Source organism: Enterobacter sp. R4-368, assembly GCF_000410515.1.
Classification (GTDB): domain Bacteria; phylum Pseudomonadota; class Gammaproteobacteria; order Enterobacterales; family Enterobacteriaceae; genus Kosakonia.
On the sequence record NC_021500.1, the window covers coordinates 3537795 to 3554117 of the forward strand.

General features: G+C 55.6%; 13 protein-coding genes. 10 read left to right on the forward strand and 3 right to left on the reverse strand.

The features are described 5' to 3' along the window. Positions 1-77 precede the first annotated feature (77 nt). Positions 78-722, reverse strand: a complete 645-nt coding sequence (gene msrA / locus H650_RS16605; RefSeq protein WP_044489551.1) for a peptide-methionine (S)-S-oxide reductase MsrA — start codon at positions 720-722, stop codon at positions 78-80. A gap of 245 nt (positions 723-967) precedes the next feature. On the opposite strand from msrA, the gene tamA reads away from it, so the two are divergent. From tamA to H650_RS16625, 4 genes are all read left to right on the forward strand, one after another. Further along, entirely contained in the window at positions 968-2701 is a 1734-nt protein-coding gene (tamA, locus tag H650_RS16610) for an autotransporter assembly complex protein TamA (protein WP_020456268.1), read from the forward strand. Next, a complete protein-coding gene (gene tamB / locus H650_RS16615; protein ID WP_020456269.1) occupies positions 2698-6474 on the forward strand; it encodes an autotransporter assembly complex protein TamB in 3777 nt (1258 codons plus the stop codon). The genes tamA and tamB overlap by 4 nt, the downstream gene beginning before the upstream one ends. Before the next feature lie 2 nt (positions 6475-6476). Next, on the forward strand, positions 6477-6827 hold the full coding sequence (locus tag H650_RS16620; protein WP_020456270.1) for a gamma-glutamylcyclotransferase family protein: 351 nt from the start codon (positions 6477-6479) through the stop codon (positions 6825-6827). 63 nt (positions 6828-6890) lie between these two features. After that, the gene (locus H650_RS16625; protein WP_020456271.1) at positions 6891-7343 is read left to right on the forward strand and encodes a hypothetical protein; all 453 of its coding nucleotides are present in this window, start codon (positions 6891-6893) and stop codon (positions 7341-7343) included. Between the two features lie 137 nt (positions 7344-7480). Here the strand turns inward: H650_RS16625 and ppa are convergent, their stop codons facing one another. Beyond that, a complete protein-coding gene (gene ppa / locus H650_RS16630) occupies positions 7481-8011 on the reverse strand; it encodes an inorganic diphosphatase (protein ID WP_020456272.1) in 531 nt (176 codons plus the stop codon). 400 nt (positions 8012-8411) lie between these two features. On the opposite strand from ppa, the gene ytfQ reads away from it, so the two are divergent. The 6 genes from ytfQ to H650_RS16665 all read left to right on the forward strand — a co-directional run bounded on the left by ytfQ (position 8412) and on the right by H650_RS16665 (position 15134). Continuing rightward, a complete protein-coding gene (ytfQ, locus tag H650_RS16640) occupies positions 8412-9368 on the forward strand; it encodes a galactofuranose ABC transporter substrate-binding protein YtfQ (protein ID WP_044489552.1) in 957 nt (318 codons plus the stop codon). Between the two features lie 54 nt (positions 9369-9422). Beyond that, positions 9423-10925 (forward strand): galactofuranose ABC transporter, ATP-binding protein YtfR, encoded by a 1503-nt coding sequence (gene ytfR / locus H650_RS16645; protein WP_020456275.1) that lies wholly within the window; start codon positions 9423-9425, stop codon positions 10923-10925. Positions 10926-10935: 10 nt separating this feature from the next. Next, on the forward strand, positions 10936-11961 hold the full coding sequence (ytfT, locus tag H650_RS16650; protein ID WP_161796292.1) for a galactofuranose ABC transporter, ATP-binding protein YtfT: 1026 nt from the start codon (positions 10936-10938) through the stop codon (positions 11959-11961). Further along, positions 11948-12946: a galactofuranose ABC transporter, permease protein YjfF gene (gene yjfF, locus H650_RS16655; RefSeq protein ID WP_020456277.1), complete on the forward strand. Its 999-nt coding sequence runs from the start codon at positions 11948-11950 to the stop codon at positions 12944-12946. Before ytfT ends, yjfF begins: the two co-directional genes overlap by 14 nt. 110 nt (positions 12947-13056) lie before the next feature. Then, a complete protein-coding gene (locus H650_RS16660) occupies positions 13057-14622 on the forward strand; it encodes a methyl-accepting chemotaxis protein (protein ID WP_020456278.1) in 1566 nt (521 codons plus the stop codon). 14 nt (positions 14623-14636) lie between these two features. Continuing rightward, positions 14637-15134 carry a DUF2569 domain-containing protein gene (locus tag H650_RS16665; protein WP_020456279.1) on the forward strand — a complete coding sequence of 166 codons (498 nt, stop codon included), beginning with the start codon at positions 14637-14639 and terminating at the stop codon, positions 15132-15134. Between the two features lie 46 nt (positions 15135-15180). Here H650_RS16665 and fbp read toward each other — a convergent pair whose 3' ends face one another. Then, on the reverse strand, positions 15181-16179 hold the full coding sequence (gene fbp / locus H650_RS16670) for a class 1 fructose-bisphosphatase (RefSeq protein ID WP_020456280.1): 999 nt from the start codon (positions 16177-16179) through the stop codon (positions 15181-15183). Positions 16180-16323 lie beyond the last annotated feature (144 nt).

Genomic DNA, 16323 nt, shown 5'->3' on the forward strand with positions numbered 1-16323 from the left:
GTAGTATAGCGTAAGCCTGTCGCAGGCTGCCAGAGGCTTAATTTGCGCCGTTTTTCGGCGATAAAACCCGTGATTTTTTAAGGGTTAAGCTGCGGTGGCAAACAAACACCAATACCGCCGATACCGCAGTAGCCGTGCGGGTTTTTATACAGATATTGCTGATGCTCATCTTCCGCGTAATAGAACGGTGTCGCAGGTTTGATTTCCGTGGTCACCTGGCGCGCGTCGCCTGCGCTGCGCATCGCTTGCTGAAAGCGCGCAAGGCTGGCTTGTGCGGCGTCGCTTTGCTCTGGCGTCAGCGGGTAAATCCCGGAACGGTATTGGGTGCCAGAATCATTACCCTGGCGCATGCCCTGCGCCGGATCGTGGTTTTCCCAGAAAACCTGCAGCAGTTTTTCATAACTCACCACCTTCGGGTCATATACCACCCGCACCGCTTCCGCGTGGCCGGTCAGACCGGAGCAGACTTCGCGGTAGGTCGGGTTCGGCGTGTACCCGCCGGTGTAACCCGCGGCGGTGCTGTAAACGCCATCTAACTGCCAGAACAGGCGTTCCACGCCCCAGAAACAGCCCATGGCGAACAGGGCGACTTCCATCCCTTCCGGAACATGACTCATTGAATGCTCGTTAACAGCATGTAAACTGGCAACGGGCATCGGTGTATTGCGTCCGGGCAATGCATCTGATTGGGAAACAAGCTCTTTTTTATCGAACAGACTCACGGTGATACCTCCCGGAGGGGCTAATTGCGGTTAGGGTTGTGTTGCGGCCTGTGTTTTAACACAATAAACGCCATAAATCAGACTAGATTTAAACATAAGAAATTTTGGGGTAGTCGTCTGTTTTTCAACCTGTGTTAACGGGTTTTTATCGGCTTGTGTTCTGTCGTAAGGCAAAACCTGGCTCAGCGCGGAGCTGCGCTTACGTTTCCTTCCAGGGGTGGGAACAAGGATATTCAGGAGAGAACGTGCCAAAGATCCGTCTGTTATGTTTTGCCGCTTTACTGCTGGTGAGCGAAACGGCTTTCGCCGCCAATGTGCGATTGCAGCTGGAGGGGCTAACCGGGGAGCTGCAAAAAAACGTGCGCGCCCAGTTGTCCACCATTGAAAGTGATGAAGTGACCCCGGACCGCCGTTTTCAGGCGCGCGTGGATGACGCCATCCGCGAAGGGTTAAAAGCCTTAGGTTACTACGAACCCACCATCGATTTCGAACTGCGCCCGCCACCGGCGAAAGGGCGTCAGGTGCTGATTGCGCGCGTGCAGGCCGGTGAACCGGTGCGCATTGGCGGCAATAGCGTGATCCTGCGCGGTGGCGCGCGTACGGACCGCGATTATCTCGACTTACTCAAAAAACGCCCCGCTATCGGCACGGTGCTGCACCATAACGATTACGACAATTTCAAAAAATCGCTCACCAGCGTGGCGCTGCGTAAAGGCTACTTCGACAGTCAGTTTCTTAAAAGCCAGCTTGGTATTGCCCTTGAGCGCCGCCAGGCGTTCTGGGATATCGATTACGACAGCGGCGAGCGTTACCGCTTTGGTACGGTGACGTTTGAAGGCTCGCAAATCCGCGACGAATACCTGCAAAACCTGGTGCCTTTCCACAAAGGCGATTATTACCAGACGCAGGATCTGGCAGAGCTAAACCGCCGCCTGTCCGCCACCGGCTGGTTTAATTCGGTGGTGGTCGCGCCAGAGTTTGATAAAGCGCGTAAAACCAAAGTGTTGCCGCTTAAAGGCGTGGTATCGCCGCGCACGGAAAACACCATTGAAACCGGGGTGGGGTACTCGACCGACGTCGGGCCGCGCGTCAAAGCAACATGGAAAAAGCCGTGGATGAACTCCTACGGCCACAGCCTGACCACCAGCACCAGCATCTCCGCGCCGGAACAGCAGCTTGATTTCAGCTACAAGATGCCGCTGCTGAAAAACCCGCTTGAGCAATATTACCTGGTGCAGGGCGGCTTTAAGCGTACCGATCTGAACGATACCGAAGCGGATTCCACCACGCTCGCGCTGTCGCGCTACTGGGATCTCTCCAGCGGCTGGCAGCGCGCTATTAACCTGCGCTGGAGCCTCGATCACTTTACCCAGGCGAACGTGACCAACACCACCATGCTGCTTTACCCTGGCGTGATGATCAGCCGTACCCGCTCGCGCGGCGGCCTGATGCCAACCTGGGGGGATTCGCAGCGCTACTCGGTGGATTACTCGAATACCGCCTGGGGATCGGATGTCGACTTCCTGGTATTACAGGCGCAAAACGTCTGGATCCGCACGCTTTACGATCGCCACCGCTTTGTCATGCGCGGCAATCTGGGCTGGATCGAAACCGGGGACTTTGAGCGCGTGCCGCCGGATCTGCGCTTCTTCGCCGGGGGAGATCGCAGTATTCGCGGCTACAAATACAAATCTATCGCGCCTAAAAATGATGACGGCAAGCTGATTGGTGCCTCCAAACTGGCGACCGGTTCACTGGAGTATCAGTACAACGTCACCGGCAAATGGTGGGGGGCGGCGTTTGTCGATAGCGGCGAAGCGGTGAGCGATATCCGCCGCAGTAATGTGAAAACCGGCGCGGGTGTTGGCGTGCGCTGGGAGTCGCCGGTCGGGCCTATCAAGCTCGATTTCGCCGTACCGGTCGGTGATAAAGAAGAACACGGATTACAGTTTTACATCGGGTTGGGGCCGGAATTATGAGTTTATGGAAGAAAATCAGCCTCGGCGTCCTGGTGTTTATCCTGCTGGTGCTGGGCACCGTGGTCTTTCTGGTGGGCACTACCAGCGGGCTGCATCTGTTATTTAACGCGGCCAACCGCTGGGTGCCGGGGCTGGAAATTAGCCAGGTGACTGGCGGCTGGCGCGATCTGACGTTAAAAAATATCCGTTTTACCCAGCCGGGCGTGGCGGTGAACGCGGGCGAAGTGCACCTGGCGGTGAAGCTTGGCTGCCTGCGCGACAGCAGCCTGTGCGTGAACGATTTGTCACTGAAAGATATCAATGTCGTTATCGACAGCAAAAAAATGCCGCCCGCCGCACCGGTAAAAGAGGAAGAGAGCGGGCCGCTGAACCTCTCCACGCCATACCCGATAACGCTAAGCCGGGTGGCGCTCAACAATGTCAATATCAAAATCGACGACACCACCGTTTCGGTGATGGATTTCAGCACCGGTCTGAACTGGCAGGAGAAAAACCTGACGCTGAAACCGACATCGCTACAAGGGCTGCTGATTGCGCTGCCGAAAGTGGCCGATGTGGCGCAAAAAGAGGTCGTTGAACCGAAAATCCAGGACCCGCAGCCGCAGGAAAAACCGCTCGGCGAAACCCTAAAAGCGCTGTTTGAAAAGCCGCTGCTGCCGGAAATGACCGATGTTCATCTGCCGCTCAATCTCAACATTGAAGAGTTTCGCGGCGAACAACTGCGTCTTACCGGCGATACCGACATTCTGGTGCGCAGCCTGTTGCTGAAAGTAAGCAGTATCGACGGGCAGATGAAGCTTGACGCGCTGAATGTGGATTCTAATCAGGGCCAGGTGCGCGCCACCGGTAGCGCCCAGTTGCGCGATACCTGGCCGGTAGATATTACGCTCAATACCACGCTGAATATCGATCCGCTGAAAGGCGAGAAAGTGAAACTGAAAGTCGGCGGCGAAATGCGTAAGCAACTCGACGTTGGCGTCAATCTCTCCGGGCCGGTCGACATGGATCTGCGGGCGCAAACGCAACTGGCCGAAGCCGGTTTGCCGCTGGATCTGCAGATAACCAGCAAGCAGCTTTACTGGCCGTTTAGCGGGGAAAAACAGTACCAGGCTGATGACCTGAACCTGAAGCTTACCGGCAAAATGACCGACTATGTTTTGTCGTTTCGCACGGCAGTGAAAGGCCAGAATGTACCGCCTGCGACCATTACGCTTGATGGTAAGGGCAACGAACAGCAACTGAACCTCGATAAACTGGTTATTGCGGCGCTGGAAGGCAAAACCGAGTTAAAAGCGCTGCTCGACTGGCAGCAAGCGATTAGCTGGCGCGGTGAATTAACGCTGAAAGATATCGATACCGCGAAAGCCTTCCCGGAGTGGCCATCGAAACTGAATGGCCTGATCAAAACGCGCGGCAGCCTGTATGGCGGCAGCTGGCAAATGGAGGTGCCGGAGCTGAAACTGAGCGGCAACGTGAAGCAGAACAAGGTCAACGTTGACGGGCAGCTAAAAGGCAACAGCTATTTGCAGTGGACGATCCCCGGCCTGCACCTGGAACTGGGGAAAAACAGCGCCGATATTAAAGGCGAACTGGGGGTTAAAGATCTCAACCTTGATGCCACGATTGATGCGCCGGGGTTGAATAACGCGCTGCCAGGTCTGGGCGGCACGGCGAAAGGGCTGGTGAAAATTCGCGGTACGGTGGATGCGCCGCAGGCGCTGGCGGATATCACCGCCAATAACCTGCGCTGGCAGGATCTTTCCGTGGCTCGCGTGCGCGTGGAAGGCGATGTCAAATCCAGCGACCAGATTGGTGGCAAACTGAACGTGCGCGTGGAACGCATTGCCCAGCCAGGCGTGAACCTGAGCCTGGTGACCCTGGCGGCGGACGGCAATGAGCAACAGCATAAACTCCAATTGCGCGTGCAGGGCGAGCCGGTTTCCGGCCAGCTTAATCTGGCGGGCAGTTTTGACCGCCAGCAGCAGCGCTGGAAAGGGACACTGAGCGATACGCGCTTTGCCACGCCGGTTGGCCCGTGGTCGATTAACCGCCCGGTAACGCTGGATTACCGCAATCAGGAGCAGAAAATCGCTATCGGCCCGCACTGCTGGCTGAACCCGAACGCCGAACTCTGCATTCCGCAAACCATCGACGCAGGCGCAGAAGGGCGTGCGGTCGTGAACCTGAACCGCTTCGACCTGGCGATGCTGAAACCCTTTATGCCGGAAACCACGCAAGCAAGCGGCGTGTTTAGCGGTAAAGCGGATGTCAGCTGGGACACCACCAAAGCGGGGCTGCCACAAGGTGAAGTGACGCTCGCCGGGCGCGGTGTGAAAGTGACGCAGGTGGTAAACGACGCGCCGCTGCCGCTCGCGTTTGACACCCTCAATCTCAACGCAAAACTGCGCGATAACCGGGCCGATCTCGGCTGGTTGATCCGCCTGACCAATAACGGCCAGTTCGATGGCCAGGTGCAGGTAACCGATCCGCAAGGGCGGCGTAATCTGGGCGGCAACGTGAATATTCGCAACCTCTCGCTGGCGATGGCGAACGCCATTTTCAGCCGGGGCGAGAAAGCGGCAGGTACGTTGAATGCCAGTTTACGTCTTGGCGGCAACGTGCAAAGCCCACAGCTGTTCGGGCAACTGGGGCTGAACGGGCTGGACATTGACGGCAACTTTATGCCGTTTGATATGCAGCCCAGCCAGCTGGCGATGAATTTCAACGGCATGAGTTCGACCTTGCAGGGCGTGGTGCGTACCGGGCAGGGGCAGATCAATCTGAGCGGCGACGCCGACTGGAGCCAAATCGATAACTGGCGCGCGCGCGTGGCGGCGAAAGGCAGCAAAGTGCGCATTACCGTGCCGCCGATGGTGCGCCTGGATGTCTCGCCGGATGTGGTATTTGAGGCGACGCCAAGCCTGTTTACGCTGGATGGCAACGTGGATGTGCCGTGGGCGCGCATTGTGGTGCATGACTTACCGGAAAGCGCGGTGGGTGTCTCCAGTGATGAAGTGATGCTGAATAACGACTTGCAGCCTGAGCAGCCAAAAAGCGCGTCGATTCCGATCAACAGCAACCTGACGGTGCATGTCGGCAACAACGTGCGGCTCAATGCATTCGGCCTGAAAGCGCGGCTGACGGGCGATCTGAAAGTCGCACAGGATAAGCAGGGGCTGGGCCTGAACGGGCAGATCAACATTCCGGAAGGGCGTTTCCATGCTTACGGCCAGGATTTGCTGGTGCGTAAAGGCGAACTGCTGTTCTCCGGGCCGCCGGATCAGCCGATGCTGAATATCGAAGCGATTCGTAACCCGGAATCGACAGAAAACGATGTGATTGCCGGGGTTCGCGTCACCGGCACCGCCGATGAGCCGAAAGCGGAGATTTTCTCCGATCCGGCGATGTCGCAACAAGAAGCGCTCTCGTACCTGCTACGTGGTCAGGGGCTGGAGAGCGAACAGAGCGACAGTGCGGCGATGACATCGATGCTGATCGGCTTAGGGGTTGCACAAAGTGGGCAGGTTGTGGGTAAAATCGGCGAGACTTTTGGCGTCAGCAATCTGGCGCTGGACACCCAGGGCGTCGGCGACTCCTCGCAAGTGGTGGTCAGCGGCTATGTGCTACCGGGTCTACAAGTAAAATATGGTGTAGGAATTTTTGACTCACTGGCGACTCTCACGTTACGTTATCGCCTGATGCCTAAGCTGTATCTTGAAGCGGTGTCTGGCGTAGATCAGGCACTAGATTTGCTCTATCAGTTTGAGTTTTAGCAATGCGAATATTTGTCTACGGCAGTTTACGACGCAAGCAGGGCAACAGCCACTGGATGACCAATGCTCAGTGGCTGGGGGACTTTTGTGTCGAAAATCATCAGCTGTATAGTCTGGGGCACTATCCGGGCGCAGTAGCCGGTGAAGGAAGCGTCAAGGGCGAAGTTTATCGTATCGACGCAGCAACGCTCGGTGAGCTGGACGCTCTGCGCACCGCGGGCGGTGAATACAAACGCCAGTTGATCCAGACGCCTTATGGCAGCGCCTGGATGTATGTTTACCAGCGTTCGGTTGAGGGAAAAACCTTGATCGAGAGCGGTAACTGGCTCGACCGCGAGCAGTACCAGAAGTAATCACACTTAGAGAACCGCGCCGCTGGCGCGGTTTTTCTTTTCAGCCGAGTAAGGACGAGAAACATGTTACGTAAGACAGCCTGGGTAGTTGCCGCAGCGCTGCTGCTGGCGGGTCTCTTTAGTTTTGGCTACCTCACTTATTACCCTTTCCTCCACTTTTTCTGGGGGCGTGCCGGGCTGGTAATGACCTCCGTTTCCGCCGCTATGCTGGCGACGCTGATTAACGGTCTACTGTTCGCTTTTTCTGGCTTGCTGATACTGCTTTTGATGCTACGACAAAATGCCCGGCAGCGTTTTTCCGCGCAGCGGATTGTGGTAAGAAGCCTGGGGGCTGCGCTGGGTAACGTGGCGCTGTTTAGCCTGTTTGTCGCCGGGCATAAATTTCTGCTGGCACCGCAAATACCGCCAGGTGTGAGCGTGAATATCACTCATGACTATTTCCACCCGGAGCGGGTGCTGAGCACGGTTATTGTGCTGGCGTTCTCTGCCTGGCGGCATAAAACCCGGCCAGCGTAAGGTGGCCAACGCGCGTTCCGCTTAATCCGATCTCTGCCTGGCTCAGGCAGAGTCATTAAACCGGCAGCTCACAAAGCCTGGACGAAAAAAAGCCCCGGTCGCATTACGCGCACCGGGGCTTTTTTCACTAAAACGGATTACTTCTTCGCTGCGCGCTCGAAAGAGGCAACGATTTCAGCTTTCGCCGCTTCAGCGTTGTCCCAGCCGTCCACTTTCACCCATTTGCCTTTTTCGAGATCTTTGTAGTGCTCGAAGAAGTGGGTGATCTGCGCTTTCAGCAGTTCCGGCAGGTCGTTCACATCTTTAATGTGATCGTACTCTTTGCTCAGTTTGGTGTGCGGTACGGCAACCAGTTTGGCATCTTCACCGGATTCGTCGGTCATTTTCAGCACGCCAACCGGACGGCAGCGGATCACAGAACCAGGCTGCAGCGGGTACGGCGTCGGCACCAGCACGTCTACCGGGTCACCATCCAGCGAAAGGGTGTGGTTGATATAACCGTAGTTGCACGGATAGAACATCGCGGTGGACATGAAACGGTCAACGAACAGCGCGCCGCTCTCTTTGTCGACTTCGTATTTGATCGGGTCAGCGTTAGCCGGAATTTCGATAACAACGTAGATATCTTCTGGCAGATCTTTACCCGCCGGGACGTTCAGTAAGCTCATGTTTGTTTCCTTTAAAATGTGTGGCAAACAAGTGCCGGGTATTATAGCCAACTGGCGGTGAATGTCTTGGGCTGTTTTAACTTACTCACACTTTTTCAGACGCTTTCTGACACGCCATTTATGACCGTTTTATCCATAACCATAGCAGCATCATCAATAATTTTGTGTAACCGATTACAGCGAAATTTCGTTCTAATCCGTACGCAGTAAATTTCTGCAATTTCAATGGATAAATGAGGTGAATTAAAACCGCGCTTTTCGCGCGCCAGATCGCAACTGGTCATCAACAATTCATTCACTTTTCCGATTTGTGATGTAACGCATTCTGTTACATCCTCGATTGTCTATAGTTTTCCCGCAGGTGAAGTTGTAGCCAACAATAACCCTCGAGGATGCTCTTATGTGGAAGCGCTTACTTCTTGTCACAGCAGTTTCGGCAGCCATGTCGTCTATGGCAATGGCCGCCCCGTTAACCGTAGGATTTTCGCAGGTCGGATCTGAATCCGGCTGGCGAGCCGCTGAAACCAACGTCGCCAAAAGCGAAGCCAGCAAGCGCGGCATTACGCTGAAGATTGCTGACGCTCAGCAGAAGCAGGAAAACCAAATCAAAGCGGTGCGTTCGTTCATCGCCCAGGGCGTTGACGCCATCTTTATTGCGCCGGTGGTGGCAACAGGCTGGGAGCCGGTGTTGAAAGAAGCCAAAGACGCCAAAATCCCGGTGTTCTTGCTCGACCGCTCCATCGATGTCAAAGACAAATCGCTCTACATGACCACGGTGACCGCCGACAACATTCTTGAAGGCAAGCTGATTGGTGACTGGCTGGTGAAAACGGTCGATGGCAAACCGTGTAACGTCGTTGAGCTGCAAGGCACCGTGGGTGCGAGCGTGGCGATCGATCGTAAGAAAGGGTTTGCCGAAGCCATTTCGAAAGCCTCTAACATCAAAATCATCCGTTCTCAGTCTGGCGACTTTACCCGCAGTAAAGGTAAAGAGGTGATGGAGAGCTTTATCAAGGCGGAAAACAACGGCAAAAACATCTGCATGGTTTACGCCCACAACGATGACATGGCGATCGGCGCTATTCAGGCCATCAAAGAAGCGGGTCTGAAACCGGGTAAAGACATTCTTACCGGTTCTATTGACGGTGTGCCGGATATCTACAAAGCGATGATCGACGGCGAAGCGAATGCCAGCGTTGAGTTGACGCCAAATATGGCAGGCCCGGCATTCGACGCGCTGGAGAAATACAAAAAAGACGGCACCCTGCCGCCGAAGTTGACCATTACCAAATCGACGCTCTATCTGCCGGATACGGCGAAAGAGGAGTTAGAGAAAAAGAAAAACATGGGTTACTGAGTCGCAAAAACCCTCTCCCCGCCGGGGAGAGGGTAAATGTGTAAGGGGTCAACAATGAACGCGGAAGCACACCAGGAAATCCTGCGTACTGAAGGCTTAAGTAAATTTTTTCCCGGCGTAAAAGCGCTCGATAACGTGGATTTCAGCTTGCGCCGCGGCGAAATCATGGCCCTGCTTGGGGAGAACGGTGCAGGAAAATCGACGCTGATTAAAGCGTTAACCGGCGTTTACCACGCCGATAAAGGGGCTATCTGGCTGGAAGGCCAGCAAATCAACCCGAAAAATACCGCCCACGCCCAGCAGCTTGGCATCGGGACGGTGTACCAGGAAGTCAACCTGCTGCCGAATATGTCGGTGGCGGATAATTTATTCATTGGTCGCGAACCCCGGCGTTTTGGTTTATTGCGTCGTAAAGAGATGGAAAAGCGCGCGACTGAACTGATGGAATCCTACGGCTTTTCACTGGATGTGCGCGAGCCGCTTAACCGCTATTCGGTGGCGATGCAGCAGATTGTGGCAATCTGCCGCGCTATCGATCTCTCCGCCAAGGTGCTGATCCTTGATGAACCTACCGCCAGCCTCGATACCCAGGAAGTGGAGATGCTGTTTACCCTGATGCGCCAGTTGCGCGATCAGGGCGTCAGCTTGATCTTCGTTACCCACTTTCTCGATCAGGTGTATGAAGTCAGCGACCGCATCACCGTGCTGCGTAACGGCGGTTTTGTCGGTTGCAAACCAACCAGTGAGTTGCCGCAAATCGAACTGGTCAAAATGATGCTGGGCCGTGAGCTGGAAAGCAACGCCCTGCAACGTGCCGGGCGCACGCTACTGAGTGAAAAACCGGTGGCGGCGTTCAATGGTTACGGCAAAAAAGGGGTGATCGCGCCGTTCGATCTGGAAGTGCGCCCCGGTGAGATTGTCGGTCTGGCCGGGTTGCTAGGCTCGGGGCGTACCGAAACCGCCGAAGTGATTTTTGGCATTAAACCCGCCGACAGCGGCAGCGCGACCATCAAAGGCAAGTCGCAATCTTTACGTTCGCCACACCAGGCTTCGTGTCTGGGCATCGGTTTTTGCCCGGAAGACCGTAAAACCGACGGCATTATCGCCGCCGCATCGGTGCGGGAAAACATTGTGCTGGCGTTGCAGGCGCAGCGCGGCTGGCTGCGGCCGATCCCGCGCAAAGAGCAGAATGCGATTGCCGAGCGTTTCATTCGCCAGCTTGGCATTCGCACACCGAGCGCCGAGCAGCCGATTGAATTTCTTTCCGGCGGCAACCAGCAGAAAGTGCTGCTTTCACGCTGGCTGCTGACGCGCCCGCAATTCCTGATCCTCGATGAGCCCACGCGCGGTATCGATGTGGGGGCGCATGCGGAGATCATTCGCCTGATCGAAACCCTCTGTGCCGATGGCCTTGCGCTGCTGGTTATTTCGTCCGAACTGGAAGAGCTGGTCGGCTATGCGGATCGGGTGATTATCATGCGCGATCGTAAACAGGTGGCGGAGATCCCGCTCGCTGAGTTGTCCGTTCCGGCGATCATGAATGCCATTGCGGCGTAAGGAGTAGAGTGTGATGCCTCAATCACTTGGCCAAACGACGCCGCCAAAGCGCCGTTTTAACTGGCCGACCGGAACGCCGCAGTTGATAGCGCTGCTGCTGGTGTTGGTGGTGGATAGCCTGGTCGCGCCGCATTTTTATCAGGTGGTGTTACAGGATGGTCGCCTGTTCGGTAGCCCGATAGACATTCTTAACCGTGCCGCGCCGGTGGCGCTGCTGGCCATTGGTATGACGCTGGTGATTGCCACCGGCGGTATTGATCTGTCGGTCGGGGCGGTGATGGCGATTGCCGGTGCGACGGCGGCGTCGTTAACGGTCGCCGGACACAGCCTGACGGTGGTACTGCTGGCGGCGATCGGCACCGGTGTGCTGGCCGGTTTATGGAACGGCATTCTGGTGGCGATTTTGAAGATCCAGCCGTTTGTCGCCACGCTGATTTTGATGGTCGCCGGGCGCGGTGTCGCGCAGTTGATCACCTCGGGGCAGATTGTCACCTTTAACGCCCCGTCGCTGGCCTGGCTGGGCAGCGGTTCGCTGCTGCTGTTTCCCACCCCGGTGATTATCGCGCTGGTTACGCTGGTGCTGTTCTGGCTGTTCACGCGCAAAACCGCGCTCGGCATGTTCATTGAAGCGGTAGGCATCAACATTCGCGCAGCGAAAAACGCCGGTGTGAATACCCGTGTTGTGGTGATGCTGACCTATGTGCTGAGCGGCGTGTGCGCGGCGATAGCCGGGGTGATTGTCGCGGCGGACATTCGCGGCGCGGATGCCAACAACGCCGGGCTATGGCTGGAGCTGGACGCGATCCTGGCGGTGGTGATCGGCGGCGGTTCGCTAATGGGCGGGCGCTTCAATCTTGTGCTGTCGGTGGTGGGCGCGCTGATTATTCAGGGTATGAACACCGGCATTTTGCTCTCCGGTTTCCAGCCGGAACTCAACCAGGTGGTGAAAGCGGTGGTGGTGATGTGCGTGCTGATTGTTCAGTCGCCGCGCTTTATCGCGCTGATTAAAGGAGTACGCGGTCATGATAAAACGTAATTTACCGCTGATGATAACGCTGGGCGTGTTTGTGCTCGGCTACCTCTACTGCCTGACGCAGTTTCCCGGTTTCGCGTCGACACGTGTGATTTGCAACATCCTGACGGATAACGCTTTCCTGGGGATTATTGCCGTTGGTATGACTTTCGTGATCCTCTCTGGCGGCATTGATTTGTCCGTCGGCTCGGTGATTGCCTTTACCGGGGTTTTTCTGGCGAAAGCCATTGGCGACTGGGGCATCTCGCCGCTGCTGGCGTTCCCGCTGATTCTGCTGATGGGCACCGCGTTTGGCGCGTTTATGGGGCTTATGATCGACGCGTTAAAAATCCCGGCGTTTATCATCACCCTCGCGGGGATGTTTTTCCTGCGCGGCGTCAGCTACCTGCTGTCGGAAGAGTCGATTCCGATTAATCACCCGGTCTATGATTCGCTCTCCAGCCTGGCGTGGATGATCCCCGGCGGCGGGCGTTTGAGCGCGATGGGGCTGCTGATGTTATTCGTGGTGGTGATCGGTATTTTCCTCGCACACCGCACCCGCTTTGGCAACGAAGTCTACGCGATTGGCGGTAATGCCACTTCCGCGAACCTGATGGGTATCTCAACGCGCAGTACCACCATTCGTATCTATATGCTCTCGACTGGTCTTGCGACACTGGCGGGGATTGTCTTCTCCATTTACACCCAGGCCGGTTACGCGCTGGCAGGCGTGGGGGGTGAACTGGATGCTATCGCCTCGGTGGTGATTGGCGGCACGTTGCTTAGCGGCGGCGTCGGCACCGTGTTGGGTACGCTTTTTGGCGTGGGTATTCAGGGACTTATCCAGACCTATATTAACTTCGACGGCACACTCAGTTCATGGTGGACCAAGATTGCCATTGGCATCCTGTTGTTTATTTTTATCGCGTTGCAACGTGGCTTAACGGTGCTGTGGGAGAACCGCCAAAGCTCACCTGTTACACGCGTTAGCACAACGGCAACAAAGTAATAACATATTGAAATGACTATTTTTCCCTAAAGTAATTCCGGTGGCGGTCGATAACTGACGAATCGGCTTAATTTACGCCAAAAAGTATCGCTGCTACCGGGATTCACATCATGCTTAAAACGCTTTCGATCCGTACTGGTTTACTTTCTTTGCTGGCTGTTATGACGTTTCTCCTGCTGCTGGTTAGCGGCATCGGAGTTTATGCACTCAATAAAAGTTCCTCATCGCTGGAGCGAATTAGCCAGCTTCAGGGCGAAAAGATGGCGCGCCTGAGCGAAGGCTACACGCTGATCCTGCGTGCGCGTAATGAAGCGGGTCAGGCCGTGCGCATGATGGAAGTTGGTTTGCTGGACGATGCCGCCAAATCGGTAAAAATGATCAATGGCGAAATCGAACTCGGTGAGCAATCGCTTGCTGGTGTGATTAAGGCGGGCGTCGATGATGAACAAGGTGCTGCACTGCTGGCGGCGTTAGCGAAAAGCTACGGCGACTACGTCAATCAGGGCATTAAACCGATGCAGGATGCGCTCAACCAACAGAGCGCCGATGCCTATTACGATCTGCTGGAAAACAAACTTATCCCTATCTCCCGCCAGTTCGACAACGACATGCAGGCTTTCCAGAAATGGGGCGAAGTGCGCGGCAAAGCGGAAGTGAGCGCCGTTCAGAGCAGCAAAAACGGCGTTATGCTACTGATTCTGGTGGTGGCGTTACTGGTGGCCGGGATCATCGTACTGGCCTGGCTGGCGCTGCGCCATTTACTGCTCAAGCCGCTGGATACGTCTATTCAGCAACTGGAACAGGTAGCGGCAGGGGATTTGACCTATCTGAAAACCGACGTCAGTAGCAAAGAATTTAACCGGCTGAATGCGGCCATCGAAGAGATGCGCCAGTCGCTGGTGGGGTCGGTCACCCGCGTGCGTGATGCCAGCTCGCAAATTGATACCGGCAGCCGTGAACTGGCGGCGGGCAACATCGATTTGTCGCAGCGTACGGAATCGACCGCCACATCGCTGGAGCAAACCGCGGCCAGCATGGAGCAGATCACCGCCACGGTGAAACTGAACGCCGACAACGCCGAACAGGCACACAAACTGGCGAAGACGGTTTCCGATACCGCCGATCGCGGCAGCGAAATGGTCTGCTATGTAATTGAAAAAATGCGCGATATCTCCGCCAGTTCCGATCGCATTGCCGACATTCTTAGCGTGATTGACGCCATTGCTTTCCAGACCAATATTCTGGCGCTGAACGCCGCCGTTGAAGCGGCGCGCGCGGGTGAGCAGGGGCGCGGTTTTGCAGTCGTAGCCGGTGAAGTGCGTAACCTTGCCAGCCGCAGCGCCGAATCGGCGAAAGAGATCCGGGCGCTGATCAGCAGCTCGCAGGCGCAGGTGTCTGAAGGCAGCGATCTGGCGATGCAGGCCGGCGAAACGATGGACGAAATCGCCGAAGAAGTGTTGCGCATGACCAAACTGATGCGCGAAATCGCCAATGCGTCGCAGGAGCAGAGCCGCGGTATTGAGCAGGTGAATATCGCCGTCAGCCAGATGGATGAAACCGCGCAGCAAAACGCGGCGCTGGTACAGCAATCTTCTGCGGCGACCCGTTCGCTGGAAGAGCAGTCGCGCGAATTGTTGCAGGCAATGGCTTCATTCCGTTTACAGACGCAGGGATAACGAAAGGCAACGACATGGGAATCTGTATTCAATGCGATAAGGAAGCGCTGAAAGAGAGTGATTTCTGCGCGGAGTGTGAGGCGCGCGAGTTTAAAAAAATTCGCGGCTGGCTGTTTGTTCCTGCTATTGGGCTGGTGCTGTCGCTGCTCAGCGTGATTGTCTCTTTCAGCGCGACGCTCAAAGTGGTGATGGAGCATTACAGCGTGCTCGTTGGTGGACAAAAAGGGATGCTCGTTTTCGAACTGGTATTCTACGGGGTAATGTTCGCCTACACGGTCTTCGTCGGGAGCCTGTTCTTTCGCAAGAAACGGCTGCTTCCGCGTTTTTACATTGGTTTTCTGCTGTTATGGATTGCCTTTCATGGCGTAGATGTATGGCTGGCGCATCAGGTGTTTGATGTGCCGTATGTCTACGATACCGTAAGCTCACTGGTTCGTAGCGTAATAAGCGCGGCGATTTGGATCCCCTATTTTGTGGTGTCCGAGCGCGTCAAACGCACCTTCGTATGCTAAAAAAAAGCGCCACAATCGTGGCGCTTTTCTCGTTTTGCCCGGCTGATTACGCGTCCGGGAACTCACGCATATAGCGTTCTACGTCATCCACCATATGCTCGTTGCCGACAAAGAACGGACGGCGCTGATGCAGGCTTTCCGGTTGGATATCCAGAATACGGTTTTTGCCGTCGCTGGCTTTGCCGCCCGCTTGTTCCGCGAGGAACGCCATCGGGTTGCATTCGTACAGCAGACGCAGTTTCCCTTCCGGGTGGCTGGCGGTGCTTGGGTAGAGGTAGATGCCGCCCTTCAGCAGGTTACGGTGGAAATCCGCTACCAGCGAGCCGATGTAGCGCGTGGTGTAAGGGCGGTTGGTCGCTTTATCTTCTTCCTGGCAGAACTTCAGGTATTTCTTCACGCCCTGCGGGAATTTGATGTAGTTGCCTTCGTTAATGGAGTACGTGTTGCCACGATCCGGGAAGCGCATACGCTCCTGACACAGGCAGAACACGCCAAGTGACGGATCGTAAGTGAAGGCGTGTACGCCACAGCCGGTGGTGTAAACCAGCATGGTGGACGAACCGTAAACCACATAACCGGCGGCGACTTGTTTGTTGCCCGGTTGCAGGAAATCTTCCATGGTGACCGGCGTGCCGACTGGCGTTACGCGGCGATAGATGGAGAAAATTGTCCCGACGGAGACGTTAACGTCGATGTTGGAGGAACCATCCAGAGGATCCATCAGCACCACATATTTTGCGTGCTCGCAGCCTTCGAAAACGACGATCTCATCTTCTTCTTCAGAGGCGATGCCAGCCACGATATCGCGGGCGCGGAGTGCGGCTTTCAGTTTTTCGTTCGCGAACAGGTCGAGTTTTTGCTGCTGCTCGCCCTGCACGTTTTCAGCACCGCTTGCACCCAGGATATCGACCAGACCGGCCTTATTGATATCGCGATGAATGATCTTGGCGCCCAGTTTTATCGCCGACAGCAAAGCAGTCAGTTCACCCGTTGCATGCGAGAACTCATGCTGCTTTTCGACAATAAATTCACCTAACGTTTTCATAACACTTTCCCTGCATTTTTCATGATGGAGTAAAGCGATTGTAGCCTGTGGTTTTCAGGTTGCTGCTCACAGCAAGTTCCGGATAGTAAACAGCCGACGCCGTAACAGCCAGAGCTTTCGCAAACGAAAACGCGAAGGTCCTGT

Bases quoted from the DNA above. Each gene is read 5' to 3' on its own strand.
- fbp (WP_020456280.1), bottom strand. From the start codon at position 16,179: ATGAAAACGTTAGGTGAATTTATTGTCGAAAAGCAGCATGAGTTCTCG.
- ppa (WP_020456272.1), bottom strand. From the start codon at position 8,011: ATGAGCTTACTGAACGTCCCGGCGGGTAAAGATCTGCCAGAAGATATC.
- yjfF (WP_020456277.1), top strand. From the start codon at position 11,948: ATGATAAAACGTAATTTACCGCTGATGATAACGCTGGGCGTGTTTGTG.
- ytfR (WP_020456275.1), top strand. From the start codon at position 9,423: ATGAACGCGGAAGCACACCAGGAAATCCTGCGTACTGAAGGCTTAAGT.
- H650_RS16660 (WP_020456278.1), top strand. From the start codon at position 13,057: ATGCTTAAAACGCTTTCGATCCGTACTGGTTTACTTTCTTTGCTGGCT.
- H650_RS16665 (WP_020456279.1), top strand. From the start codon at position 14,637: ATGGGAATCTGTATTCAATGCGATAAGGAAGCGCTGAAAGAGAGTGAT.
- ytfQ (WP_044489552.1), top strand. From the start codon at position 8,412: ATGTGGAAGCGCTTACTTCTTGTCACAGCAGTTTCGGCAGCCATGTCG.
- H650_RS16620 (WP_020456270.1), top strand. From the start codon at position 6,477: ATGCGAATATTTGTCTACGGCAGTTTACGACGCAAGCAGGGCAACAGC.
- H650_RS16625 (WP_020456271.1), top strand. From the start codon at position 6,891: ATGTTACGTAAGACAGCCTGGGTAGTTGCCGCAGCGCTGCTGCTGGCG.
- tamB (WP_020456269.1), top strand. From the start codon at position 2,698: ATGAGTTTATGGAAGAAAATCAGCCTCGGCGTCCTGGTGTTTATCCTG.